Source organism: Clostridium pacaense (genome assembly GCF_020709765.2).
Taxonomy (GTDB): domain Bacteria; phylum Bacillota; class Clostridia; order Lachnospirales; family Lachnospiraceae; genus Enterocloster; species Enterocloster hominis.
In genome coordinates this window covers 1-25187 of the sequence record NZ_JAJFEB020000008.1, presented here as the reverse complement: position 1 = coordinate 25187, position 25187 = coordinate 1, and the positions used below count along the sequence as shown (strand labels likewise).

At 52.8% G+C, this 25187-nt stretch carries 21 protein-coding genes; 11 read left to right on the top strand and 10 right to left on the bottom strand.

Features of this window, described 5'->3' with window-relative positions:
* Positions 1-324: 324 nt before the first annotated feature.
* From LK536_RS44205 to LK536_RS44190, 4 genes are all read left to right on the top strand, one after another.
* On the top strand, positions 325-840 hold the full coding sequence (locus LK536_RS44205) for an NADH-quinone oxidoreductase subunit NuoE family protein (protein WP_008718813.1): 516 nt from the start codon (positions 325-327) through the stop codon (positions 838-840).
* Positions 840-3935 (top strand): NADH-quinone oxidoreductase subunit NuoF, encoded by a 3096-nt coding sequence (gene nuoF, locus LK536_RS44200; RefSeq protein ID WP_227796297.1) that lies wholly within the window; start codon positions 840-842, stop codon positions 3933-3935. The genes LK536_RS44205 and nuoF (LK536_RS44200) overlap by 1 nt, the downstream gene beginning before the upstream one ends.
* Before the next feature lie 20 nt (positions 3936-3955).
* Positions 3956-5764: an NADH-dependent [FeFe] hydrogenase, group A6 gene (locus LK536_RS44195; RefSeq protein WP_008718810.1), complete on the top strand. Its 1809-nt coding sequence runs from the start codon at positions 3956-3958 to the stop codon at positions 5762-5764.
* A gap of 424 nt (positions 5765-6188) precedes the next feature.
* On the top strand, positions 6189-6665 hold the full coding sequence (locus LK536_RS44190) for a CDI toxin immunity protein (RefSeq protein WP_227796298.1): 477 nt from the start codon (positions 6189-6191) through the stop codon (positions 6663-6665).
* Here the strand turns inward: LK536_RS44190 and LK536_RS44185 are convergent.
* Positions 6640-7887 (bottom strand): MFS transporter, encoded by a 1248-nt coding sequence (locus LK536_RS44185; RefSeq protein WP_227796299.1) that lies wholly within the window; start codon positions 7885-7887, stop codon positions 6640-6642. The two genes, LK536_RS44190 and LK536_RS44185, sit on opposite strands and share 26 nt — an antisense overlap.
* A 136-nt stretch (positions 7888-8023) precedes the next feature.
* Here LK536_RS44185 and LK536_RS44180 point away from each other — a divergent pair, with 136 nt between their 5' ends.
* Positions 8024-8407 (top strand): nuclear transport factor 2 family protein, encoded by a 384-nt coding sequence (locus LK536_RS44180; protein ID WP_227796300.1) that lies wholly within the window; start codon positions 8024-8026, stop codon positions 8405-8407.
* A 68-nt stretch (positions 8408-8475) separates the two neighbouring features.
* Here the strand turns inward: LK536_RS44180 and LK536_RS44175 are convergent, their stop codons facing one another.
* From LK536_RS44175 to LK536_RS44160, 4 genes are read right to left on the bottom strand one after another with little or no spacing between them, the layout of a single operon-like run.
* Positions 8476-9615: an iron-containing alcohol dehydrogenase gene (locus LK536_RS44175; RefSeq protein ID WP_227796301.1), complete on the bottom strand. Its 1140-nt coding sequence runs from the start codon at positions 9613-9615 to the stop codon at positions 8476-8478.
* Between the two features lie 32 nt (positions 9616-9647).
* Entirely contained in the window at positions 9648-10838 is a 1191-nt protein-coding gene (locus tag LK536_RS44170) for an MFS transporter (protein ID WP_227796302.1), read from the bottom strand.
* 33 nt (positions 10839-10871) lie between these two features.
* Positions 10872-11819 (bottom strand): amidohydrolase family protein, encoded by a 948-nt coding sequence (locus LK536_RS44165; RefSeq protein ID WP_227796303.1) that lies wholly within the window; start codon positions 11817-11819, stop codon positions 10872-10874.
* 17 nt (positions 11820-11836) lie between these two features.
* Positions 11837-13519, bottom strand: a complete 1683-nt coding sequence (locus LK536_RS44160; RefSeq protein WP_227796304.1) for an amidohydrolase — start codon at positions 13517-13519, stop codon at positions 11837-11839.
* 242 nt (positions 13520-13761) lie between these two features.
* On the opposite strand from LK536_RS44160, the gene LK536_RS44155 reads away from it, so the two are divergent.
* A complete protein-coding gene (locus LK536_RS44155; RefSeq protein ID WP_506092160.1) occupies positions 13762-16188 on the top strand; it encodes a LuxR C-terminal-related transcriptional regulator in 2427 nt (808 codons plus the stop codon).
* Positions 16189-16288: 100 nt separating this feature from the next.
* On the opposite strand, the gene LK536_RS44150 is transcribed toward LK536_RS44155, so the two are convergent.
* From LK536_RS44150 to LK536_RS44130, 5 genes are all read right to left on the bottom strand, one after another.
* Positions 16289-18079, bottom strand: coding sequence for an NADH-dependent [FeFe] hydrogenase, group A6 (locus LK536_RS44150; protein WP_008718808.1), 1791 nt, complete (start codon positions 18077-18079; stop codon positions 16289-16291).
* An 18-nt stretch (positions 18080-18097) separates the two neighbouring features.
* Positions 18098-19888 carry an NADH-quinone oxidoreductase subunit NuoF gene (gene nuoF, locus LK536_RS44145; protein WP_227796306.1) on the bottom strand — a complete coding sequence of 597 codons (1791 nt, stop codon included), beginning with the start codon at positions 19886-19888 and terminating at the stop codon, positions 18098-18100.
* Positions 19889-19905: 17 nt separating this feature from the next.
* On the bottom strand, positions 19906-20283 hold the full coding sequence (locus LK536_RS44140; RefSeq protein ID WP_008718805.1) for a (2Fe-2S) ferredoxin domain-containing protein: 378 nt from the start codon (positions 20281-20283) through the stop codon (positions 19906-19908).
* 68 nt (positions 20284-20351) lie between these two features.
* Entirely contained in the window at positions 20352-20909 is a 558-nt protein-coding gene (locus LK536_RS44135; protein WP_008718803.1) for an ATP-binding protein, read from the bottom strand.
* Positions 20910-20913: 4 nt separating this feature from the next.
* Positions 20914-21408, bottom strand: coding sequence for an NADH-quinone oxidoreductase subunit NuoE family protein (locus tag LK536_RS44130; protein WP_008718801.1), 495 nt, complete (start codon positions 21406-21408; stop codon positions 20914-20916).
* Positions 21409-21633: 225 nt separating this feature from the next.
* Between LK536_RS44130 and LK536_RS44125 the strand changes: the two genes are divergently transcribed.
* The 5 genes from LK536_RS44125 to LK536_RS44105 are packed head-to-tail and all read left to right on the top strand — an operon-like array spanning position 21634 to position 24981.
* Positions 21634-21981, top strand: coding sequence for a DRTGG domain-containing protein (locus tag LK536_RS44125; RefSeq protein ID WP_008718799.1), 348 nt, complete (start codon positions 21634-21636; stop codon positions 21979-21981).
* 29 nt (positions 21982-22010) lie between these two features.
* Positions 22011-22433 (top strand): ATP-binding protein, encoded by a 423-nt coding sequence (locus LK536_RS44120; protein WP_008718797.1) that lies wholly within the window; start codon positions 22011-22013, stop codon positions 22431-22433.
* A gap of 24 nt (positions 22434-22457) precedes the next feature.
* Entirely contained in the window at positions 22458-23858 is a 1401-nt protein-coding gene (locus tag LK536_RS44115; protein ID WP_008718795.1) for a [Fe-Fe] hydrogenase large subunit C-terminal domain-containing protein, read from the top strand.
* Entirely contained in the window at positions 23855-24262 is a 408-nt protein-coding gene (locus tag LK536_RS44110) for a hypothetical protein (RefSeq protein WP_227796307.1), read from the top strand. The genes LK536_RS44115 and LK536_RS44110 overlap by 4 nt, the downstream gene beginning before the upstream one ends.
* Complete coding sequence (locus LK536_RS44105; RefSeq protein WP_227796308.1) at positions 24259-24981, top strand: PHP domain-containing protein; 723 nt, start codon at positions 24259-24261, stop codon at positions 24979-24981. The genes LK536_RS44110 and LK536_RS44105 overlap by 4 nt, the downstream gene beginning before the upstream one ends.
* Positions 24982-25187: the final 206 nt, after the last annotated feature.

The window sequence follows — 25187 nt, the reverse complement described above, 5'->3', positions numbered from 1 at the left end:
ACTGATTGTATATATTAGTGAATCAGATATTTTTAATCAATTGAGGTGCGCGATGGATTTAGTGAGAGGGAATATCCGCCTGCGGCAGGGCAGGCAGGACATTTTTAAAAAGTCGGAAAAAGTTATACAGGGTCTTTTTGGCGGGAGCAGCCGGTAAGGTTGTTCCCGCCATTTCTTTGTATAATTTTTCACAATACATTCTTCCCAATATGGGAGAACCTGCGATGAGGGAGCCATCAGGCGGACTGCAGCCGCCTGCCAGGCCAGCACGCAACGCTTAATACAAATGGAAAACAAAAGCGGTAAAATAAAGGAGGTAAAGTTATGGGTGAACACACGCATACGTGCTGCTGTGACCACAGTGAGGAAGCGCTGTTAAAACGGATTGGTGAACTGGCGGCAGAGTATAGGGGCAGGGAGGGAAGCCTGATACAGGTCCTTCACATGGCGCAGGGAATATATGGATATCTGCCTCTTGAAGTACAGAAGGTGATAGCGGACGCGCTTGAGGTCCCGCTGGCGGAGGTGTCCGGGGTAGTGACATTTTATTCCTTCTTCTCCACACAGCCCAGAGGGGAGCACACCATCCGTGTCTGTCTTGGCACGGCCTGCTATGTGCGGGGCGGTAAGAAAATCGTGGAACGGATTAAGGAGCTGCTGGATGTGGAAATCGGGGAGACCACAGCTGACAGGAAGTTCACCTTTGAGGTGGCACGCTGTATCGGAGCATGCGGACTGGCGCCGGCCATGTCCATTGACGACCAGGTGTATAAGCAGGTCAATCCTGACAAACTGGAGCAGATTCTGGAGCGCTACTATGAAGAGGAGGGACAGCAGTGATGGAAGTGAAGAGACAGGAAGACCTGTTAAGGATAAAAGAAGAATACCTGGCCCGAAAGGAATCCTACAGGCGCCAGGTGCTGGTGTGCGGCGGAGCGGGATGTATCTCGTCTAACTGCGGGGAAGTGCGGGACGCATTGGTTAAGGCAGTGGAAAACTTCCAGCTGTCCGGTGAAGTCCAGGTCATGGTGACCGGATGTATGGGCACATGTGCCATGGGCCCGGTCATCCTGGTGGAGCCGGAGGGGGTTTTTTACACGAAAATGACTCCTGATAAGGTGGAACAGGTGGTGGCAAGACACCTTCTAAAGGATGAGATCTGCGAGGAGTTTACATATTTTAACGAGGAGACAGGCAAATATGTTCCCAGGATGGAGGACATTGATTTCTTCCAGGGCCAGGTGCGCATAGCGCTCAGGAACTGCGGCCATATGGAGTATGCCTCCCTTGAGGCATACATATCCAGGGACGGATATGGCGCCCTTGCAAAAGCGCTGTGCGGCATGACGCCCCAGGATGTGGTGGATGAGATGAAGGCTTCCGGGCTCAGGGGCCGGGGCGGTGCAGGTTTCCCCACAGGCGTAAAGTGGGAGGCAGGCCTTAAGGCAGTTTCAGAGGACGGCAGGAAGTTCATGGTCTGTAATGCGGATGAAGGCGATCCCGGCGCATTCATGGACAGAAGCATCCTGGAAGGCGACCCCCACAGCATTATCGAGGGCATGATGCTGGGAGGATACGCAATCGGGGCGTCCAAGGGATATGTGTATGTGCGCGCGGAGTATCCGATTGCGGTGGAGCGTCTGGGCAATGCCATTGACCAGGCCAGGAAGGCCGGGATACTGGGCGAGGATATCATGGGAAGCGGCTTCTCCTTTGATCTGGAAATCCGTATCGGCGCAGGCGCGTTTGTCTGCGGTGAGGAAACCTCCCTGCTGGCATCCATTGAGGGAAAGAGGGGAGAGCCAAGGCAGAAACCTCCGTTCCCATTTGAAAAGGGCCTGTTTGAAAGCCCCACCATCATCAATAACGTGGAGACACTGGCCAATGTGGCTCCCATCATCCTGAACGGTTCCGGGTGGTATCATGGATTCGGCACGGAAAAGAGCGCCGGCACAAAGGTATTTGCACTGGCCGGGGATATTGTCAATGCGGGAATCATCGAGGTCCCCATGGGTACGGTCCTGGGCGACATCATATACAGGATTGGCGGCGGGATCATTGGCGGCAAGCGGTTCAAAGCCATCCAGTCCGGCGGTCCCTCCGGCGGGTGCCTTACCAGGGAACACCTGAATACATCCGTTGACTATGAGTCCCTTTCCAAGCTTGGGGCTATCATGGGGTCCGGCGGCCTTATTGTCATGAATGAGGACACATGCATGGTGGATACGGCCAGGTATTTCATGGACTTCATCTGTGACGAGTCCTGCGGAAAATGTCTTCCCTGCCGCAACGGCACCAGGCGCATGCTGGAAATCCTGGAGCGGATTACAGAGGGCAAGGGAGAACCCGGGGACCTGGACCTGCTGGAAGAACTGGCTAAGACCATACAGCAGACAGCCATGTGCGGGCTTGGACAGACCGCTCCGAATCCGGTCCTGTCCACCCTGAGGTATTTCCGCAGTGAGTATGAGGCCCATATTTACGAAAAACACTGCAGCGCAGGCGTGTGCGCAGAGCTTCAGACCTCGCCCTGCCGCAACGCATGTCCGGCCAATGTATTCATTCCCGGCTATATGTCCATGCTGGCAGCTGGTAAGATTGACGATGCTTACCGCCTGATCCGCCAGGATAATCCGTTCCCGGCTGTCTGCGGACGTATCTGCACACATCCGTGTGAGGACCACTGCCGCCGTTCCCAGGTGGATGAGCCTCTGGCAATCTGCTCCGTGAAACGCTTTATCGGGGATTACGCGCTGCGCGATGAGTACAATATCCCTCTGATAGAGCCGAAACCAGCCACAGGAAAACGCATATCCATTATCGGGGCAGGTCCGTCCGGACTCTCCTGTGCCTATTATCTGGCTAATCTGGGCCATGAGGTCCATGTATATGAGGCTGAATCCGTGGCAGGAGGCGTGCTGTACTGGGGTATCCCTGAATACCGTTTGCCTAAGGCAGTGCTTCAGAAGGAAATCCATGCCATTGAGATGAGCGGTGTGGAAATCCATCTGAACACCAAGATTGGAACCGATATTTCCTTCGAGGATATGAAGAAGCAGTCCGATGCGGTATATATTGCATCCGGAACACAGGTGTCCAGACTTCTGGATGTGCCGGGTGAGGATTTAAAGGGCGTGGAAAGCGGCCTTGGATTCCTTAAGAGGATTGGTTTAAAACGTGATATGGATGTTCCAAATAAGTTGGTGGTAATCGGAGGCGGAAGCACGGCCATGGACGTGGCCAGGACCGCAATCCGTCTGGGCAGCACCGATGTGACCGTGATTTACCGCAGGTCTGAGAAAGATATGCCGGCAGGCAGGGACGAAATCGAAGAAGCCAGGGAGGAGGGCGTGAAGCTGATTACCATGGCATCCCCGGTCGAGTTCCTCGGGGCTGGCGGCAAGGTAAACGGAATCCACCTTGTGCGCAGGAAAGAAACAGATTATGGGAAGGACGGCCGCAGGCGTACGGCACATATCCCGGATTCTGATTTCTTCCTGGAGTGTGACGGCATCGTCACGGCCATCAACCAGGATGTGGACCATCAGGCATACAGGACCACCAATGTGGAAGTGGAGAAGAACGGCAAGCTGGCTATTGGCCGCTTTACATCCGAGACAGGCGAGGAAGGCGTATTCGCAGGCGGGGATGTAAGCCCGTGGGGCGCCAACGTGGTCATCCAGGCCATTGCGGACGGCAAGAAGGCCGCCGGTAAGATTGATAAATACGTGGGCGGCACCGGGGAACTTAACATGGGCGAATGGTTCGAGATTCCTGAGATTGACATAGAAGTAAGCGAGCCGCATAAACGGTTCCCCACCAGATGCCTGTCCGTGGAAGAGCGGAAAGACAACTTTAAGGAAGTGAACTGCGGCTACCATAAACTGGATGCTATGGGCGAGGCCCTGAGATGTCTTCACTGTGACCGGAGATAGGGAGAGGAGGAAATGATTGTATGATACATATAACCATAAATGGAAAACCGGTGGAGGCAGCGGAAGGCTCCACCATCATGGAAGCGGCAGAATCCGTGGGAATCAGGATTCCCAGTCTCTGTCATATGAAACATGTCCACCAGTACGGCTCCTGCCGTATCTGCGTGGTGGAAGTGGAGGGCATGAAGAACCTTCAGGCATCCTGTATGGCAAAGGTACGGGAAGGAATGGTCATAAGGACCCATTCCCCCAAGGTGCTGGAAGCCAGGAAGGTGCTCTATGAGCTGCTCCTGTCCAACCATCCCAAGGATTGCCTGAACTGCAGCAGGAATACCAACTGCGAACTTCAGGACCTGGGATATGAACTGGGCGTGGCCGAAAGCCGCTTTGAAGGCGCCATGACCAAACCCCATGTGGACATTTCCCCGTCCATCACAAGAGATACCAGCAAATGTGTCCTGTGCCGCAGGTGTGTCACCGTGTGTAAGCAGATACAGAAGGTAGGGGCCATTGAAGCCCAGAACAGGGGATTCGACACAGTGGTCAGCCCGGCCATGGGCCTGCCGCTTAATTCCACGGCCTGCGCAATGTGCGGTCAGTGTACGGTTGTCTGTCCCACCGGGGCATTGAAGGAGACGGACGGCCTCACACCTGTATGGCGCGCCCTGGCTGACCCGGATAAGCGCGTGGTTGTCCAGGTGGCTCCGGCCGTGCGCGCGGCCCTGGGCGAGGAATTCGGCCTTCCGGTGGGCACCCCCGTCACCGGGAAAATGGCATCCGCCCTTCATGAAATCGGTTTTGACGATGTATTTGACACCCTGTTCTCAGCCGACCTGACCATCCTGGAGGAGGGAACGGAACTGTTGGGACGTTTAAATGCAGTGCTTAAGGGCGATGGGGCGCAGGGAGAGGACGGCCATGGGGTCAATACGGCCCTTCCCATGATTACAAGCTGTTCGCCGGGATGGATCAAACACATTGAGCACCAGTTCCCGGATGAACTGGACCACCTGTCCAGCTGTAAAAGCCCCCATACCATGATGGGAGCCGTGGTGAAGACATTTTACGCGGAGCGTACAGGCACGGCCCCCAAGGATATGTTCGTGGTGTCCGTGATGCCGTGTACGGCCAAGAAATACGAGATCCAGCGTCCGGAGATGGAAGTGGACGGACAGCGCGACGTGGACGCGGTCCTGACCACAAGGGAGCTGGCCAGGATGATCAAGACAGCCGGTATCGACTTTGTGAACCTTCCAGAAGGTGAGTTTGACGCGCCTCTTGGCCTGGGAACCGGAGCAGCCGACATTTTCGGCGTAACCGGAGGCGTGATGGAGGCGGCCCTGCGCACGGTATACGAAGTGGTGACCGGAAATGAACTGCCGTTTGAAAAACTCCATGTAACGCCAATCGTTGGACTGGACCAGGTGAAGACAGCCTCCATTACGATAGAAGAGACGCTTCCTGAGTATGGACATCTGAAAGGGGTGACTGTGAATGTAGCAGTAACCAGCGGCCTGGAGGGGGCATCCATGCTGATGAAGGAAGTGGCGGAGGGAACCTCCCCTTATCATTTCATCGAGGTTATGGGATGTCCCGGCGGATGCATCAACGGAGGCGGCCAGCCACGCTGCAGTGAGGAGAACTACCGCGAGAAGCGCGCCAAGGCCCTGTACAGCGAAGATGAACGCAAGGTACTGCGCAAGTCCCATGAGAACCCGGATTTGATGAAGCTGTATAACGATTACCTGGGAACGCCCAACGGGCACCTGTCCCATCACCTGCTGCATACCCATTATGTGAAGCGCGGGAAGTATAATGAATTGGTATGATGGCGTGTGATGGACGGACTGTTTGGGTGGCGGGCCAGCCGGGTAGATATAAATAGGAATGGATATATAGGAATAGCTATAATAGAAATAACTATATAAGAATAACAGGAATCTGCATTCCGAAAAAGCAGTGTATTGGGCTTTTGGGACGCGGGTTCCTGTTTTATAATCATCTTTGTGGATATTGTTACGCCGGTTTGCAAAAAACATGCGGCAGACTGTAGCCTATCATAGGAATAGGTATCCCCGCTATTGTCCATCCGCTTTAAAATAAGTATAATGGAATAAATGGAGGGACGGATTAAAAACGGAAAAATAAAAGCGGTAGAATTAAAAGCGGCAGGGTTCAAGCAGCAGGATTTAAGCAGTCAAGGAAATCATATAGAATGTCTGCATATAATTCACAGGAAGCACAGGTGGCCATATGAATGAAGTACAGAGAAAACGATATGAGGACCTGAAGAAGGGAAACAGGGATAAGGTAAAGGAAAATGAGCGTAAAAGGAATGTGCTTTTGCAGGAATGCCTTGCAGCCCTTGGAGAACAGGCCGTGACATTGTCAACGGTTGAAGAGGAAGCAATGATAGGCAGATTGAATCAGATGCTGAAGAAGTGCCTGGCGGACCGACACCGGATGGGAGATGTCCGGACAGACAGGTTTAAAAGCGTCCCGGTGCGCTGCCTGGACGATATAAATCCCCTGTGGGCAGGCCAGAGGATTTATATTGTCTGGGACCAGGCAGGGCTGCCGGTCATCCGGAGTGATTTTGAAGCAGTAACAGATAACATGGACGATGTAAAGGCGGTTTCATTTGACACATATCTTGTGTCAGAGGATTGCCTTAGGTGGATTGAGCTGAATCATGAGGGAGGAATCATTTTCCGGTTTCCTCAATCCTGAGGGCGCATACCAGCGCTGCTATGTTGGTAAAACCAAAGAGGAAGAGGCTCCATTTAAGCCCAAACACGTGACGGAGCACCGGGTCCTGCAGGGGAGCCATGCCCATTATGGTGTTTGTCAGGCCTCCCCCAAGGATTGGGGAGATGAATCCCATGAGAAAGCCGCAGGAGGACATGAATGCAAAGGCAGCGCCCACCCGGCTGTCGTCCATCCCATCCATTTCCATCGGCATGGTATACATCACGGGCATCCACATGCCGTTTCCCAATGCAAACACAATGATTCCGGCAATCCCCATCATCAGGGAATGCTCCAGGCAGAGGGTCAGCACAAGGACCCCGGCCAGCTTAAGTACCTGTCCGGCTGCCAGGATGGGTTTGCGTCTTCCTGTTACGGACATCAGGATTCCTCCGGCCATGCTTCCAAGGATTCCGATGGCCGGGAATGCGGCTGCTGCCAGAAGGCCTGCGGCGCTTGCCTCCATTTGTGCTGCCTCCGCAAGATAGGTAGGCAGAATGACCACCATGTAGGAGTAGCAGAAGAAGTCCATCATGAATATGATGCAGAGCAGGCGGATACCCTGTTTTTTCCAAAGATACCCATAGACCCCCTTATCCTGGGCCTGATCCTCCCCGGGCCTTGCAGGTATGTCCTGCCTGCGTACCCCCATTACCCAGAACAGTAAAAGGACCACCAGGGGAACCGCCCATATGGCGAATGCATGACATAAGGAACCCAGCTGCCTGCTTAAGGGGGTGAGGCAGGAGAAGCTGATGAGGGTCCCGATAAATGGGAACATACCGTTGAGCGTGTTCATCCGTTCCCTGGCATTTCCCGTGTACCAGCTGGTAATGGCTGCTCCGATAAATGGGATCCCCAGGCCGAACCCGGCGCTGTAAACCACCCTTCCGGCCAGGAAGACCATATAGTTCCCGGCAGCCAGATTCATAAGTATTCCGGCGGCCAGCAATACCTGGGTCCAGATGAACATGCGGTACAGGCCCATCCGTCTGATGAGGACGCCTCCGCACAGGGATGCACCGATGGTCAGGGGATGGACAATGGATACGGCCAGGTTTAACAGGGCCTCGTTCCCGATGCCGTACCTGTCCTTAATCTGTCCCAGGACAGGCGAGGGCGCCATCTGATATATGTATCCGATTCCGATTACAAGAATCACGCACAGCGTAATGAATGTCTGTTTTCCGTTTTTTCTTTCCACGTTGAATCCTTCCTATTATATTTTGTCATGAAATCCTATCACTTTCTATAGTTGAACCTTCCTTTCTGCTATTTATAATAGAAATATACGGATTATAAATGAGCGCCGCCCCTGCGGCAGAAAAGGAGAGATGCATATGCTTAAACCAGAGAACTATATGAAAATCCAGGAGGTCCTTCTCAATTACATAAACGGGACCTATGAATCCGATATCCCCCTCCTAAAATCCTGTTTCCATGAAAATGCCAAAATGACCGGATACCTTGGGGACACGCTGGTGGATGGGACGCCGGACCCTTTTTTTGAGGATATGGCCTCAGGTCCTTCCATGGCTTTAAGGGAAGACCCCTATAAGGCGGAAATCCAGTTCATCCATATCACAGGGCGTACCGCAAGCGCGGCCATCCATGAGACTGGATTCAGGGGGGACACATGCCTGACTGATTATTTCCAGCTGCTGATGATTGAGGACGGTTCCTGGAAAATCGTTTCTAAGACCTTTACAACCACAGGACAGTAATTCCTATAAAATAACCGTGATGCTTATGGATGCGTCACGGTTATTCTATATATTGGAATCAGATGCAGTCAGGCAAAAATCTTATTTAAGATATCCAGGGCATCCCCAGGCTGCATTTTCCTGGGATTAAATACCTGGAACAGTTCCCCGGCGATATCGTCTGCCGCTGAAGGAAATGTGTTTTTATCCACTTCATATCTGGTGATATCCAGCTTTCCCAGTATTTCACCGCTAAAGCGGATGAACGCATCCCTGGCAATGGCGCCGATTTCCTCCGGGGTCTCATCACCCTTAAAGGAAGCGCCCAGTATGCGGCCGATTTTCATGACCCGTTCAGGCATGGCGGCTGCATTGAACTCCAGCACCCATGGGGTGGCATAGGCACATGCCTCGCCGTGAGGGATGTGGTAATGGGAACCAAGGATGTGGGCAACGGAGTGGCCTGCGTTGGTATGGGAATACTGGAGCATCCATCCGGCCATGGACGCACATACTGCCATCTGCTGCCGGGCCTCTATGTCCCCGCCGTTTTCCACTGCTTTTGGAAGCCATTCCACAATGGTGCGCATCAGGGACTCGTTGATGATGTCCGTGGCAGTGTCCGCAGCCGTGGAGGTGTAGCCTTCCATGGCATGGCTCATGGCATCCAGCCCCGTTGCCTGGGTCAGCCTGGGCGGGATTCCTGCCATAAGTTCCGGGTCAATGATGGCATATTGTGCGCCGGCCAAAGGAGCAAGGATGGGGTGCTTTACGCCGTCCGAACTGATTACAAGCCCGTCTGACATCTCGCTTCCCGTGCCGGAGGTGGTAGGAATCACAATCAGTCCCGGAGCAGGCTCCATGACGGTTTGGGGGTCCGCATACCTGAGTATGGGTTCCGGATTAAAGCGCAGGAGGTTAATGGCTTTGGAGGTATCCATGGGGCTTCCGCCGCCCATGCCGATTACCAGGTCGCACTGGTGGTCCGCGCACATTTTATATCCATCCGCCACATTCTGGGCAGTGGGGTCTGGAACCACCCCGTCAAAAATAACACACCCGATTCCGGCCTGTTCCAGTGAATCCACCACCCGGTTGTGGATGCCCGTTGCAATAATCCCCTTATCCGTTACAAGAAGGGCTTTTTTCTTACCGAGCATTGCTGCCAGGGCGCCGGTTTCACTTGCCTTTCCAGGTCCGCACAGCAGTTTTACTTTTTGTTCTAACATGTATTCTCCCATTGTATCATAACTCCTTTTCTTTATTTTACATTTGATGAAGCTTCCTTACTGCCCATGGAGGCCACCACAAACAGCAGTACCACGGCTCCTGCGGCTGCGGCCGTCATGATTAGGGATGCGCCCTTCCAGGAACTGGCTGCGGCGCCCACAATCACAGGGGTGGAGGCAAATACGCCGATGTAGTACAGCATGTTGATGATTGACATGGAATATCCAATCAGCGCAGGCCGTTTGCTGAGCATTGGCGCAAGGCAGAAGATGGAGGTCATCACCAGGCCGCCGGGGCAGATTGCGCTGACCAGCACATGGACGATGTAGGTGGACGGCCCAAGATAAGGCATGGTATAGCACAGGAGGGCGGTGCCCACCGCGCCAATGATTGCAATCACAAAGGGCTTGCCTGTTTTCTCCACCAGGACGCCGCACAGGATGCAGAAGGGGATGCCGAACAGTCCGTTGAGGCTGGAATAGAAGTTTGCTGTTTCAGCCGTCAGTCCATAATAGCCCTGGAACAGCTGCGGATAACAGGTGATGAAGCCGAACAGCACAAAGGCAATACAGAACATGGCCAGGGACAGTACATCCACCCTCAGGTTTGAGAATGCCTCGCCAATTGTGGCCTTCGAATTATCCCCGCCGTCCGCAGCTGCCCGGGGCACCTGGATAAACAGGGCTACCAGAAGAAGACACAGGACGGACAGACCGGCCACCACCCACCACAGGGCCCTAAGCCCCATGGTCTTCATGATAGGGATGCTGGCATTCATGGCAATGAAGTTGGCAACCGCCGCAAAGGTGTTAAAGATACCGGTAGCCGTGCTGGCGCCTCCGTCTGCAAACCAGGTGTTGATCATGGTAACGCCTACCATGATGATCATTGCATAGGAAATGCCCTCGATGATACGGCTGACCACGACCACTGCAAAGCTGCCGCTGACAGCGCCCAGGATATTGCCCGCAGCCAGGCAGGCCATCAAGAGAAGCAGCAGGTTCTTGGGGCCCATCTTATCCTGGATGGCTGCGCCGGGAATGGCCAGCACGATACCTGCAATGGTAAATACGGACATGAGCAGGGCTGCCTGTGTGGTGCTTACGTTCAGCGCGGATGCCACGTCCTGCATCACGGCCGCAATCTTTAACTGTGACACGCCAACCGTGATGGCGCTGATGAGAAGGATTAAAAACATCAACCATTTATTATTCTTTTTCATACGCTTTCCTCCAGTCTGTCTCTGTGCTGCGGATTAAAATTCTTCCAGATGCAGGATCCGGGCCGCATTTTTGTAGAAATACTTATCCATGGCAACCGGGTCGCCGCCAAGGGCTTCCTCGCCGCACCGTATGTTGCAGTCGCAGGTGTCAAAAGGCCAGTCCGTTGCATACATGACCCTGTCCTCGCCAAACAGTTCCACTGCCTTTACAATATCCGCGGCGCCCCTGTGGCTGGTCTCCACGTATACGTTTTTATAATCATGCTTCCTGACCTCAGCGGAAAGGGCTTCCAGTTCGCCGCCGCAGCTTCCGCCGCCATGGGCAGGCACGATGATATAATCCGGGAATTTCTTCAGCAGTTCAAAGGTGTAGTCCAGTTTCCCGTAGTTTAAGTTGGTCATCTTAAGGTATGGGGAATCCGGCTTATAATAGTCATTGACCCCGCAGTGGTATGTAATGGGTAGTCCAAGCTCACCAAAAAGCTTGATGGGACGTTCGCAGCGCTTATCCGTAATCTCGATGTTCTGTATGATTGGATGGATTTTCAGACCCTTGGCGCCCATTGCAATGTCACGTTTCAGTTTTTCCATCATTTCATCATCCGTAAGGTCAAAGTCAGGGCAGGTAAAGGGGATGTACCTGGAATCCAGCCTGGACGCTGCCAGGGCCTCCTCAAAGCTGGTATTGGGCATGATGGGCAGGGATACCACATAGTTAATCCCGCAGCGGTCCATCATTTCCCCGGTGGTGTAGATGTTGGCCCTGTCCCAGATACGGTATTGGCCCGCGTCTATGAGCACATTCTGGGCCTCCTGGTCCGGCACGATAAGGGGCCTTGTAAAACCGGATTCCTCCAGGTCCTTAAATGGGTCAAAGCCGTCCTCATGAGGCACGATGCCCGGGCGCTTAAACGCAATGTTCTTGTTTTCGTGGAAAATGTCCCCCAGATGGGTGTGGAAATCGATGATCCTGTGTTTCATCTTAAAATCCTCCTGTATTAATTTTCTTTTTCATAAACAACCTTGCCGCCGCAGATGGTCATGTCAATCCCTGCAGTGCCAATCTCATCTGCCGGGCAGGTCATTACATTCTTGTCAAGAATCTGGAAATCAGCCACCTTGTTGACTTCGATGGAACCGCGTCTGTGCTCCATATGTTCCTGGAAGGCGCCGTTGATGGTGTACATGCGGATGGCGTCCTCACGGCTCATGCCCAGGTCGGTCCTTGCGGATACGCCGGCAGGCGTGGTCCTGGTAACCGCAAACTGCATGCCCTGGCGCCAGTTAAGGGAGAAGCAGGTGGAGTCCGAGCCGCCGGTCTGGATGGCCCCCAGGCCGGCGTAGGCCTGATAGTTGAAGATTTCCTCCCTGTCGCTGAGGACCGGCGTGTTCCAGCCGAACACGATATTGGCTGCGGTTGGCTGGATGGCTGCCAGGATACCGAACTTTGCCATTTTGGCAGCGCATTTCCTGGTCTGGTCATCACAGTGAATGAGGAAATGTCTTAGATCCTTTCCCGGATAGAGCTGTTCTGCCTCGGCAATGGCGTCCACACAGACATCCATGGATCTGCCGCCCATGGAATGGATACCCATCTGCCAGCCTTTCCGGTGCAGCTCAATGATGGTGCGGCGGATTTCATCAGCCTGTTCCTCATCGCTGCCATTCCAGGCAGAGCCGCCGGCCCCGTCCGGACGGTCGGATTCCTTCCTCAGCCAGTGTGGACCGTCCGTATCCACAAAGAACTTGACCGCGTCTGCCTTAACCCATTCCCGGTCGCCCCACTTGGGGGTGCGGATCCGGTCCGTGCCCCGGATGATGGCATCATAGCTGGCTTCGCCCATGATGGCGGAGAAGATGTTGATGTCAACCCTGGCTGTCAGCTTTCCTTCCTGTCTCAGCTTTTCATAAATCCACATGGGCCTGGTGCCCCATGTACCCCGGTAGAGGTATTCCCCTCCCTCGCCCAGGATGTCATTGTGGGAGGTAATGCCCTGACGGTTACATTCCCGCTGGACGCGCAGGATACAGTCTTCCAGCTCCTGGTCACTTAAGATGGGGCAGGCTTTAAGAAGGAGGTTTTCAGCGCCCCACTCATTGAAGCGTCCGGTCAGCTTACCATCCGGCGTGCGTCCGATGGTACCCACGCTGTGGGGGACCTGGGGATAGGAGTCATCCATTCCCGCCAGCTTTAACGCCGCGCTGTTGCAGACCAGGGAATGTAGGGAAAAGTCCGTGAGTACCACGGGAACATTGCCGGATACAGGATCCAGGTCCCAGCGGTCCATCATGCGTCCCTCATCCGCCAGTTCCTTTATATTGCTGTCCACGAAACCGCATCCAAATACCCATTCCCCAGGGCCTGCCTTTGAAACTGCAAGCGCAACCTTGTCCTGGATGATCTTAAGGGAGTCATAATCCGGCCCGTTCAAATCCAGGAAAGAGGGGGACATGGTAAATCCGGTATGGCATGCGTGCATGTGGGAATCATTGGAGCCGGGAAGCACCAGCCTTCCCTGGGCATCAATTACCTTTGTGTCCTTTCCGATGTAAGCCCTCATCTCTTCCGTGGTGCCCCGGTCGATGATGGTGCCCTCCCTTACCGCCACGGCCTCGCAGTAGGAAAACAGCCGGTCCACGGTGCAGATGGTCCCGTTCAGTATTACTAAATCAGCAGACATAATCAGATACCTCCAGTTTTTTCGTATTTCTATTGCAATTTGATTGTTTATAATTTATCATGATTATAGCTTCTTATACGGAACCTATATACTATCAGTATTGATAGTCTGAGTAATAGTTATAAAATTACCCATACTATCAGCTGATTTTTGGTCATTTTAGAGTAAGGTGGTTAAGCATGCAGCCTGTAACTAAAAGAATTTATCTTCGCCGTCCCAGAATAGAACGTGAATTTAATAACATGTCATCCTATCCTTTGACCATCCTTCAGGCGGCCATGGGGTTTGGGAAGAGTTCATCCATCCAGGCCTATATGGCAGCCAGGGAGTACTCGCCCATCTATATCCCGCTGTCAGGCAGCTGCGGCTCCATTGCCTATTTCTGGGAGCGGCTCACCAGCCTGATTGAAAAGCGCAATGCAAGCCTGGGCAGCCGCCTTAAGAACCTGGGCCTCCCCATGGACATGGCTCAGCTGGCCAAGATTGTGAACCTTATCAGCGATACCCGGTTTGATACCCCGGTCTGGGTCATACTGGATGATTATCAGTTTATTGATGAGGCGGATACAGCTAACCTGCTGACAGCCATTGTGGCGGAGAACATCCCTAACCTTCACATCATCCTCCTGACACGCAGCATCCGCGCGCTTCCGGTTACCGAGCTGCTGTCCAAGGGGCTGTGCCATATCATTTCCCAGGACACCCTGCGGTTTAGGAAGCCTGAGATAAACCAGTATTTCCGGCTTCAGGACATGGAGGTATCTGGGGAGAATACGGATAAGATATTCCAGTGGACCGGGGGATGGATTACAGGGATTTATCTGTTGAGCCAGAGACTTAAGAACGGGGAGATGACCCTTAGCAATGAGCCTTTGGAAGTGCTTTTGGAGAATAATTTTTATAAGACCTATTCTCCTGAGGTTCAGAACCTTCTGGAGGAATGTTCGTTCCTGGACAGCTTTACATCGGAACAGGCTGTCTGTATTACGGGAAATACAGAGGCCCCCGCAATCCTGCGTGGACTCCTTACCAGCAATGCGCTGATTGTCCTCCATGAGGAATCATCCCATTATCAGATTACGGATATCTTTAAGGCATTTTTACAGAAGAAGGCAGAGAGCAAAGGCTGTGCAACGGCCCAGCTTTACCTGAGGATGGCGGAATGGTTCATAGGGCATGGGAACCAGTTCCGGGCATATAATTATTTTTATCTGGCAGGGGATCATGACAGGATATTAAGGGATTTGGATTCGGACCAGGACCTGGATATCGGAGCCATCCAGTATCATATGATAAAAGAAATATTGGAGGAAATCACCCAGGACAAGGAATTCACCTATCCGCTGGCCATGCTCCGCTATCTGCGGGCCAGCCTGCTCTGGTCCCATGACCTGGTCCAGACCAAGAAACTGATTGTGCAGAAGCTGGGGACCATGGAATGTTATTTTAAGCAGGGCGCCCTTCCCGTTCCAAGAAAAAGCAGGATTCTGGGGGAAATCCATAACACCTGGATTTTCTGCGCATTTAATGATCCATATGAGATTGTGGAACATGCGAAAAAGGCAGTGGGGTATTTTAACGGGAGATATTCCTGTATCGTAAGCAACCGGACCGAGTTTACCTATGGCGCGCCCAGCATGCTTTACACCTATTACACGACCCCGGGACGTCTGACAGCGGATGCCTCCTTTATATCGGAGAATTATGCCTGGCTGGAGCGGGCCGTACAGTACTGCGGCCATGGATACCGCAACCTGATTCAGGCAGAACTTTCCCTGGAAACCGGTGATTTTGACGCGGTCAGGCTGCCTGCCCGCAAATCAATCATTGAATCCAGGATGTATAACCAGCTATCCATTGAAATCTGCGCCGTGTTTGCCCTGGCAAGGCACGCCTTAATCAGCCGGGAGCCAGTCAAAGCCAGGCAGCTTATGCAGGAACTGATGGATAACAGGGGACTGGAGGAACAGCCTGTGCTTAATACAACGGCTGAATTATGCCATGCATATATCAGCCTGCTTACCGGGCGGACCGATGAAGTCCCGGTCTGGCTGAAGAACACGGATAATGCACAGACCAACCTGATATTTGATGGAATCGGTTTTACGTATATTGTGGCTGGACGGCTTCTCATGATGGAGCAGGATGACATCCGCCTGGAAATCATGTGCCAGGAATATCAAAGGCGGTTCGATATCCATTCCTGCCAGTTTGGGTACATTTTCAACGATATATACTGTTCCGTTGCAAAGTATCGGCTTTACGGAAGGGAGGAGGGAATCAGTACACTTAAGAAAGCCCTGGATATTGCATCCCAGGACGCGGTATTCATGCCCTTCATTGAAAATGCAGCCTTTATCTCGGAATATCTGAAGGATGCGCTGGAGGCAGGTTCCTATCCGGAGGATTACAAAAATAAGCTCCTGTCCCTGTGCAGCAGCCAGCTCAAGGCCGGTCCGTCCCAGGCGCCGGGTACTCTTTTAACGGACAGGGAAAAGGAAGTCCTGTCCCTTCTGGCACAGGGCCTTAAACATGGGGAAATGGCGGAGCAGCTGTGTGTGTCAGTGCCCACCGTACGATATCATATACAGAATATTTATAAGAAACTGTCGGTCAACAACAGGACCAATGCCATTGCAAAGGCCAAGGAGACAGGCTTACTGACATAAGGCCACAATAAGGCCACATAAGGAAAAACGCCAAAACAGCGGATGCAGGGGCAAGCCTGCAATCCGCTGTTCTGTATATTAATATTGCTTGCAAAAAACCTTAATAATCTCCAACCTCTATGGCAATGTTGGGTACTTCCCTGGTAAACTGCTTATTGATGGTCCTCTTCACATAAGTGGTGTGAAGGAGGTGGTGTGCTACCTCGCTTCCAGGCTCGCCCAGGTAAGCTGCATAGAGTTCCTTGATTGCAGGATTCTCATGGGACTTACGGATTGGGTTGGCGGAGTCGATGTTATAAAGGACTTTTGCACGCAGGCCGCGGATATCCGTCGTGTTGCGCACATGTCCTGGCTGCTGGGGCTGTCCGCCGCCGTTTACACAGCCGCCCGGGCATCCCATGATTTCGATGAAGTGGTAGTCTGCTTCGCCGGATTTTACCTTTTCAAGCAGCTCTTTTGCATTGCCAAGGCCGGAAGCAACAGCAACCTTCACATCCATGCCGGCTACATTGTAGGTGGCTTCCTTGATGCCCTTTGTGCCGCGGACTTCCTCGAAATCCAGCTTAGGAAGCTCTTCCCCGGTCAGTGACTCAACGGCTGTCCTCAGTGCTGCCTCCATGACGCCTCCGGTTGCGCCGAAGATAACGGCCGCGCCCGTGCCAAGACCCAGGGGATCGTCAAACTTCTCATCGGGAAGGTCTAAGAACCTGATGCCGGCTTTCTTTATCATGCGGGCCAGCTCCCTGGTGGTGATGGAAATGTCCACATCCGGTACGCCGTTGGCATCCTGGTCCTCACGTCCAATCTCAAACTTCTTGGCAGTACATGGCATGACGCTTACGCTTACGATGTCCTTAGGGTCGATGCCGGCCTTCTCGGCATAGTAGGATTTGGCGATGGCGCCAAACATCTGCTGAGGAGACTTACAGGTGGAAAGGTTCTCGGTCATATCCGGGAAATAGTGCTCGCAGTACTTAACCCAGCCTGGTGAACAGGAGGTAATCATAGGAAGCACGCCGCCATTCTGTACGCGGTCCAGGAACTCATGGGCTTCTTCCATGATGGTTAAGTCAGCGGAGAAATTGGTGTCAAATACCTTGTCAAAGCCAAGGCGGCGCAGTGCGGCAGCCATCTTGCCTTCCACATCGGTACCGATTGGCAGGCCGAATTCCTCGCCCAGTCCCGCACGTACGGCAGGAGCTGTCTGTACGATTACATGCTTGGACGGGTCGGCGATTGCCGCGAATACATCCCCGGTGTAATCCTTTTCTGTCAGGGCGCCCGTAGGACATACGGCGATACACTGTCCGCAGGAAACACAGGAGGTTTCACCCAGGCCCATCTCAAATGCGGAGCCGATATCAGTTGCAAACCCGCGGTGGTTGGCGCCAATCACGCCAATGCCCTGTATCTGGTCGCACACGGCCACACAGCGGCGGCACAGGATACATTTGCTGTTGTCACGGATCATGTGGGCAGCGGAGTAGTCAATCTCAGAGGGTGTCTTTTCACCGTCATAGAAAGCCTCGTCCTCAACGCCCAGTTCATGGGCCAGTTCCTGAAGCTCGCAGTGTCCGCTGCGCACACAGGATAAGCAGGAGCGGTTGTGGTTGGATAACAGGAGCTGTAAGGTCTTCTTCCTGGAATCCAGGACCTTTGGTGTATTGGTAAATACCTCCATGCCTTCCTCAACCGGGTATACGCAGGAAGTTACCAGTTTTCCATTCTTTAATTCTACAATACAGATACGGCAGGCACCGATTTCGTTGATCTCCTTCAAGAAACACAGAGTAGGAATCTCGATATGTGCCAGTCTTGCTGCCTCCAGGATAGTGGATCCCTTGGGAGCGGTGACTGCAATGCCGTTGATTTTAAGATTAATTGTCTCCATCGTCTATTCCCTCCCTTATTATTTCTTGTAGATTGCGCCAAACTTACATTTTTCCATACAGGCGCCGCACTTGATACACTTGTTAAGGTCGATAACGTGCGGATTCTTAACGCTTCCCACGATTGCACCTGCAGGACAGGTACGTGCGCACAGGGTACATCCGCGGCACTTGTCGCGGTCAATGACATAAGACAGAAGCGCCTTACATACGCCGGCCGGACAGCGTCTTTCCTTGATATGTGCCTCGTACTCGTCACGGAAGAAATGAAGGGTGGACAGTACAGGGTTGGGAGCGGTCTGGCCCAGACCACACAGGGAGTTGGCCTTTACGTAGTGGCAGAGTTCCTCCAGCTTATCAAGGTCCTCCATCTCGGCAGTGCCCTTGGTAATCTTCTCCAGGATCTCCAGCATACGCTTGGTTCCGATACGGCATGCAGTACACTTGCCGCAGGATTCCTCAACCGTGAATTCCAGGAAGAACTTGGCAATATCCACCATACAGTCATCTTCATCCATGACAATCAGGCCGCCGGAACCCATCATGGAACCGATGGAGAGCAGGTTGTCATAGTCAATGGGGATATCGAAGTGCTCAGCCGGGATACATCCGCCGGAAGGACCGCCGGTCTGGGCAGCCTTAAACTTCTTGCCGTTTGGAATGCCGCCGCCGATTTCATCGATGACCGTGCGCAGTGTGGTTCCCATGGGAACTTCCACAAGACCTGTGTTGTTAATCTTGCCGCCCAGGGCGAATACTTTGGTACCCTTTGATTTCTCGGTACCCATGGAAGCAAACCACTCAGGTCCGTTGAGGATGATCTGAGGAATGTTTGCATAAGTCTCAACGTTGTTTAAGATACTTGGCTTGCCAAACAGGCCCTTCTGTGCTGGGAACGGAGGCCTTGGCCTTGGCTCGCCGCGCTTGCCTTCAATGGATGTCATGAGGGCGGTTTCCTCGCCGCACACGAATGCGCCTGCGCCCAGACGGATATCCACATCAAAGTCAAATCCGGTTCCGAAAATGTTCTTGCCTAACAGCTCCATCTCACGTGCCTGCTTGATGGCGATGTTCAGACGGTCCACTGCGATTGGGTACTCTGCACGCACATAGACATAACCCTGGTTGGAGCCGATTGCATAACCGGCAATGGCCATTGCCTCAAGGAGCGCATGAGGGTCGCCTTCCAGAACGGAACGGTCCATGAATGCGCCTGGGTCGCCCTCGTCCGCATTACAACAGACATACTTCTGGTCAGCGTCATTCTGCTTACACAGTTTCCACTTTAATCCGGTTGGGAAGCCTGCGCCGCCGCGGCCGCGAAGACCGGCGTCAAGCAGGGTCTGGATTACATCGTCAGGAGTCATTTCCGTTAAAACCTTACCAAGGGCCTGGTAGCCGCCGGTGCCGATGTACTCCTCGATGTTCTCAGGGTTGATGACACCGCAGTTGCGCAGTGCGATACGGTGCTGTTTCTTGTAGAAATCAGTATCCCTTAATGCCTTGATGCCGCCGGTAGGGCTGACGGTTTCCTGGTAAAGAAGACGTGTTACCACACGGCCCTTTAACAGGTGCTCGGATACAATCTCCGGTATATCGCTTGGCTGCACCATGGAATAGAAGGTGGCATCCGGATATACAATCATAATGGGACCTAAAGCGCAGAGTCCGTGGCAGCCTGTCTCAACAACAGCCACTTCCTCTTCCAGTCCCTGTTTCTTGATTTCATTGTGCAGGGCTTCCATGATTTTTGGACTTCCAGAGGAAGTACAGCCGGTGCCGCCGCATACTAAGACGTGTGAACGATACATGGTACTTTCCTCCTTTATTATTTAAGGCCTGCTGCGCCCATGGTGTACTTCTCTACCGGGTGGCCGCCGATTAAATGGCGCTCCATCACCTCAAGGGCTTTGTCAGGGTTCATTTTAACGTATGTAATCTTATCTTTGCCTGGCTCGATTACCTCCACAATCGGCTCGTACTGGCATAAGCCGATACAGCCTGTCTGTGTTACGGAAATTTTGTCAGTCAGTCCTCTGGACTGGACTTCCTGTGCCAGTGTATTCAGAACCGGTCTTGCACCGGCTGCAATACCGCAGGTAGCCATGCCTACTACCACGCGTGTATGGTTGTGGTCCTCGGCGCGCAGGTTGACCTGGCTCTGCATTTTCTCTCTGATTGCCTGTAATTCAGCAAGAGTTTTCATGCGATTATCCTCCTAATTATGAGTGGCTCATTATGAGCACTTACATGGTTGTGGGACGTGTGTCCGGTTTAGAGCTGGACCCCGCCGTCAGTTTCCCGTTGATTCTCTTTCAGATATTCCAGTATGTAATCGGATATCTCGGGGGCATTTAAGGGGATTCCTCCAAGAATCTCCCGCATTTCCCGGGTATCCAGCGTGAATGATGCATCATTATACGTATATGTATAGACGAAATCTGTATCAGGATGGTACACAATCAGGTTATGTATGGTCAGATTCATATCACCCAGGGGCATCCTGTCTATGTGGGACAGTCCGAAGACTGCTGTTACGGTGGTTCCCTTACCTGGTTCCGATTCAATATGGAAGTTGCCGCCCGTACTTTCAGCGGCGTATTTGAAAAATGGAATCCCAAGTCCTACTTTTCTTGTGGTCCTGGTGGTAAAGAAAGGGTCCGTTACATGGGCCACCTGTTCCTCTGTCATTCCGCAGCCGTCATCCGCTATGACAATGGTCAGCTTGTCATCGGCCGTGTCAGCTGTGACCAGAATGGTAACGAGGGAAGCGCCTGCCCGTGTGGAATTCTCTGATACATCCAGTACATTCAGGGAAATCTCTGTCATCATAGGCTTAATTGTACTTTGCTAAGATGCCGGGTATATCGTCCACCGTAAGACGTCCGTATACCTCGCCGTTGATCATCATGACGGGAGCAAGTCCGCAGGCGCCGACACACCGACAGGAATCCAGGGAGAATTTGCCATCTGCTGTGCATTCACCATTGGTGATGCCCAGCAATTCTTCCAGTTTGCTGAAGATTTCGCCGGAACCTTTAACGTAACATGCTGTACCGAGACAGACAGATACCTTGTACTTGCCCTTTGGCTGTAGAGCGAACTGGGCATAAAATGTGGATACTCCGTAGACTTTTTCCAGCGGAATACCCATTTCGTCAGATATCATGGTCTGCACTTCGATAGGAAGATAACCATAAATGTCCTGGGCCTTCTGCATTACCGGCATCAGGGCACCAGGCTGGTCCTTAAGCTGGGCAATCACTGATTTCAGTTCTGCCTCCTGCTCAGGTGTTCCCGCAAAGGGAACGGTTTGTTTTTTGCAAGCCATCTTTTTATTACCTCCTCATAGGTTGTACATTGTGCAATGTATCAATATTTTATCATGAAACACTAAAAAAATCTACCTTTAATGTGAAAAATCTAACGATAAAAAACATGTAAAAAATCGGAATTGTATTGAAAATCAACAAGATGGATGGTATGCTATATTGTATTAAATTGTATACAATTGTCTGAGGTAACTAATCAAATTTTCAATGAGGAGAGGCAAGGTATGACGGTAAGGGATGCAAGGGACATTTTAGGCGCAAGGGTACTGGTAGGGGAAGAGTATCTGGACAGGGAAGTGAGGTCGGCCTGCGGCTCGGATATGATGAGCGATGTGCTGGCATTTTCCAAGGACCACTCCATCCTGCTCACAGGACTGTGTAATCCGCAGGTCATAAGGACGGCGGAAATGCTGGACATCGTGTGTCTTATTTTCGTAAGAGGGAAGAAGCCGGACGAGGCCATGCTTGAGATGGCAAAGGACAGGGGCCTTGTGGTCATGGCCACGGGGCACAGGATGTTCTCTGCCTGCGGCATGCTCTATGAGGCCGGGCTGCACGGCGGGGCCATATAGTATAATATAATGAATGAAGGGAACCAATTATGGAGGACGCAATTGTTTTAACATATGACATATCAGCTGATGATTTCACCAGGGCAGGTGAGGCAAGCAGCGATGTGAAACGGAAATTAAAGCAGATGGGTGTTGACCCTGAGGCCATCCGGAAGGTGGCCATTGCTATGTATGAGGGGGAAATCAACATGGTAATCCATGCAAAAGGGGGATTGATTACCGTGGAGATAACGCCTCAGCAGATTAAGATGATACTGGCGGACGTTGGTCCAGGTATCCCTGATGTGGAGCTGGCCATGCAGGCCGGATATTCCACGGCTCCGGACGAAATCCGCTCCCTGGGCTTTGGCGCCGGTATGGGACTTCCCAACATGAAGAAATATTCGGATGACATGGAGATTGACACCAGGCTGGGCCAGGGAACCACCATTACCATGACAGTGAAGATATAAGGTATAGCAAGGGAGTAGGTTGATATGGATAAATTTTACCATTCTGTGAGGCTGGACGAATCCCTGTGCAAGGGATGCATCAACTGCATCAAACGCTGTCCCACAGAGGCCATACGGGTGCGGGGAGGAAAAGCCAGCATTAACAATAAGTTCTGTATTGACTGCGGGGAATGTATCAGGGTCTGCCCACATCATGCAAAGCTTGCCACCTATGACAAGATGGATGTGATGAAACAGTATGAATACACGGTGGCCCTTCCGGCGCCGTCCCTTTACAGCCAGTTCAACAATCTGGACGATGTGAACATCGTGCTCAACGCCCTGGTGAAGATGGGATTTGACGATGTGTTTGAGGTGAGCGCGGCAGCGGAACTGGTGAGCGAGGCCACCAGACAGTACATATCCGAGCATGAGGGGCAGCTGCCTCTTATCAGTACTGCCTGTCCGTCCGTCGTACGCCTGATCCGCGTGCGTTTCCCTAACCTGATTCCCCATCTCCTGCCCCTCAATCCGCCGGTGGAGGTGGCGGGTATCCTGGCGGCGGAGAAGGCCATGAAGGATACGGGGCTTCCCAGGGAGAAGATTGGAATCATGTTCATTTCCCCATGTCCGTCCAAGGTGACCTATGTAAAGTCGCCCCTTGGGACGGAAAAAAGCCAGGTGGACCATGTGCTGGCCATCAAGGATGTTTATCCCAAGCTTCTGGCCTGCATGAAGGCAGTGGCCGGGGAGGATTATCCTGTCATCGGCACTTCGGGGAAGATAGGCATCAGCTGGGGACACAGCGGCGGGGAGGCCAGCGGCCTGTTCACGGAGAATTATCTGGCAGCGGACGGGATTGAGAACGTGATCCGGGTGCTGGAGGACATGGAGGACCAGAAGTTCACCAACCTGCGGTTCGTGGAGCTGAATGCATGCAACGGCGGGTGCGTGGGCGGCGTGCTGACCGTGGAGAACCCTTATGTGGCGGAGGTGAAATTAAAACGCCTGCGCAAGTACATGCCGGTGGCCAGGAGCCACATGCATGACAGCGAGGAGCGGCTGATCAAGTGGACCACCGGGGTTGAGTATGAGCCTGTGTTTAACCTGGGTAACAATATGATGGAGAGCTTTTCCAGGCTGAACCAGGTGGAGCGGCTGATGAAGAAGTTCCCCGGGCTGGACTGCGGTTCCTGCGGCGCGCCTACCTGTAAGGCGCTGGCAGAGGATATTGTCAGGGGCAATGCCATTGAGACGGACTGCGTCTACTATCTGAGGGAGAACCTGCACAAGCTGTCCGAGGAGGTGTCGGTACTGGCTGACGACCTCCATGCCGGGGACAGGGGAGGCCAGGAAACCCTGCGCATCCTGAAGGAATATATACAGAGGATATCGGATGAGATGTCCCTGCTGGATAAAAAGGACGAGGAGGAGGATTCACCGTGACAGTACAGGGATTGATGGAACAGGGAATATTTAATGTAGTGAATGAGGGGGACGGCCTGGAGCGTGAGATTACCACGCCTTTCTGCTGCGACCTTTTGAGCATTGCCATGGGCCGTGCGCCTGCCGGGTGCGCATGGGTGACGGTCATGGGGAACATGAACACACTGGCGGTGGCCGCGCTGACGGATGCGGCCTGCGTGGTCCTGGCGGAAGGAGCGGTCCTGGATGAGGTGGCAAAGAAGAAGGCGGCGGACCAGGAGATTACCGTGATGTCCACGGATATGCCTATCTTTGAGGCGGCGCTTCAGATATATGGGCTGCTGGGCAATGGCTGTCCGGCCGGAGGCTTTGGGGACAGCGCATCTTCGGACAACGCCCCTGCGGCAGGTGATTCCCGGCAATGATGAGCCTGACCTATGACCTTCATATCCATTCCTGCCTGTCGCCCTGCGGGGATGATGATATGACGCCCGCCAATATCGCGGGCATGGCTGCCCTTAAAGGTCTTGAGGCGGTGGCGCTGACCGACCATAACACCTGCCGCAACTGTCCTGCGTTCATGGCAGCGGCTGAAGAATACGGCGTGCTGGCAGTGCCTGGCATGGAGATCAATACATCGGAGGAGGTCCATGCGGTGTGCCTGTTTCCCAACCTGGAAGCAGCGCTTGGTTTTGATGCCTATGTCTATGGGAAGCTGATTCCATTCCCCAATAATGAGGCCATATTCGGCAAGCAGCAGATATACAACGAGCAGGATCAGGTGTGCGGGACAGAGCCAAACCTTCTGATTAATGCTACTGAGATTTCCTTTGACGGACTGTGGGAACTGGTGCGCTCTTACGGGGGCGTCATGTTCCCTGCCCATGTGGATAAGACGGCCAACAGCCTCATTGCAAACCTGGGCTTCATTCCTCCGGACAGCAGGTTTAAGACGGCTGAGGTAAAGGATTTAAAGAAGCTCCATCAGCTGAGGAAAGACAACCCGTATCTGGATAAGTGCAGGATTATCAGTAATTCGGATGCGCATTATCTGGAGCATATCAACGAGCCGGAACTGACGCTGCAGGTGGAGGAGAAGACGGCGCAGGGGATTATTGACGCGCTGTTGGGGGAGACAGGATAAATCATGCCAGGTCCAACGGGACTGCCTGCAAATATTTCCTGATAAGGTAAAATTTCAAAGTGAATTCGTGATTTCTACAAAACATTGATTTTGCAGCACTTAATTCACCTCATTTCAGTTTACGTGTGACAAAAATAGAGCTATAATGACCTTACAGGAGCCTGTTTTCATGAGTACAAGCATGGTAAACAGGCATCTGGGTCAGT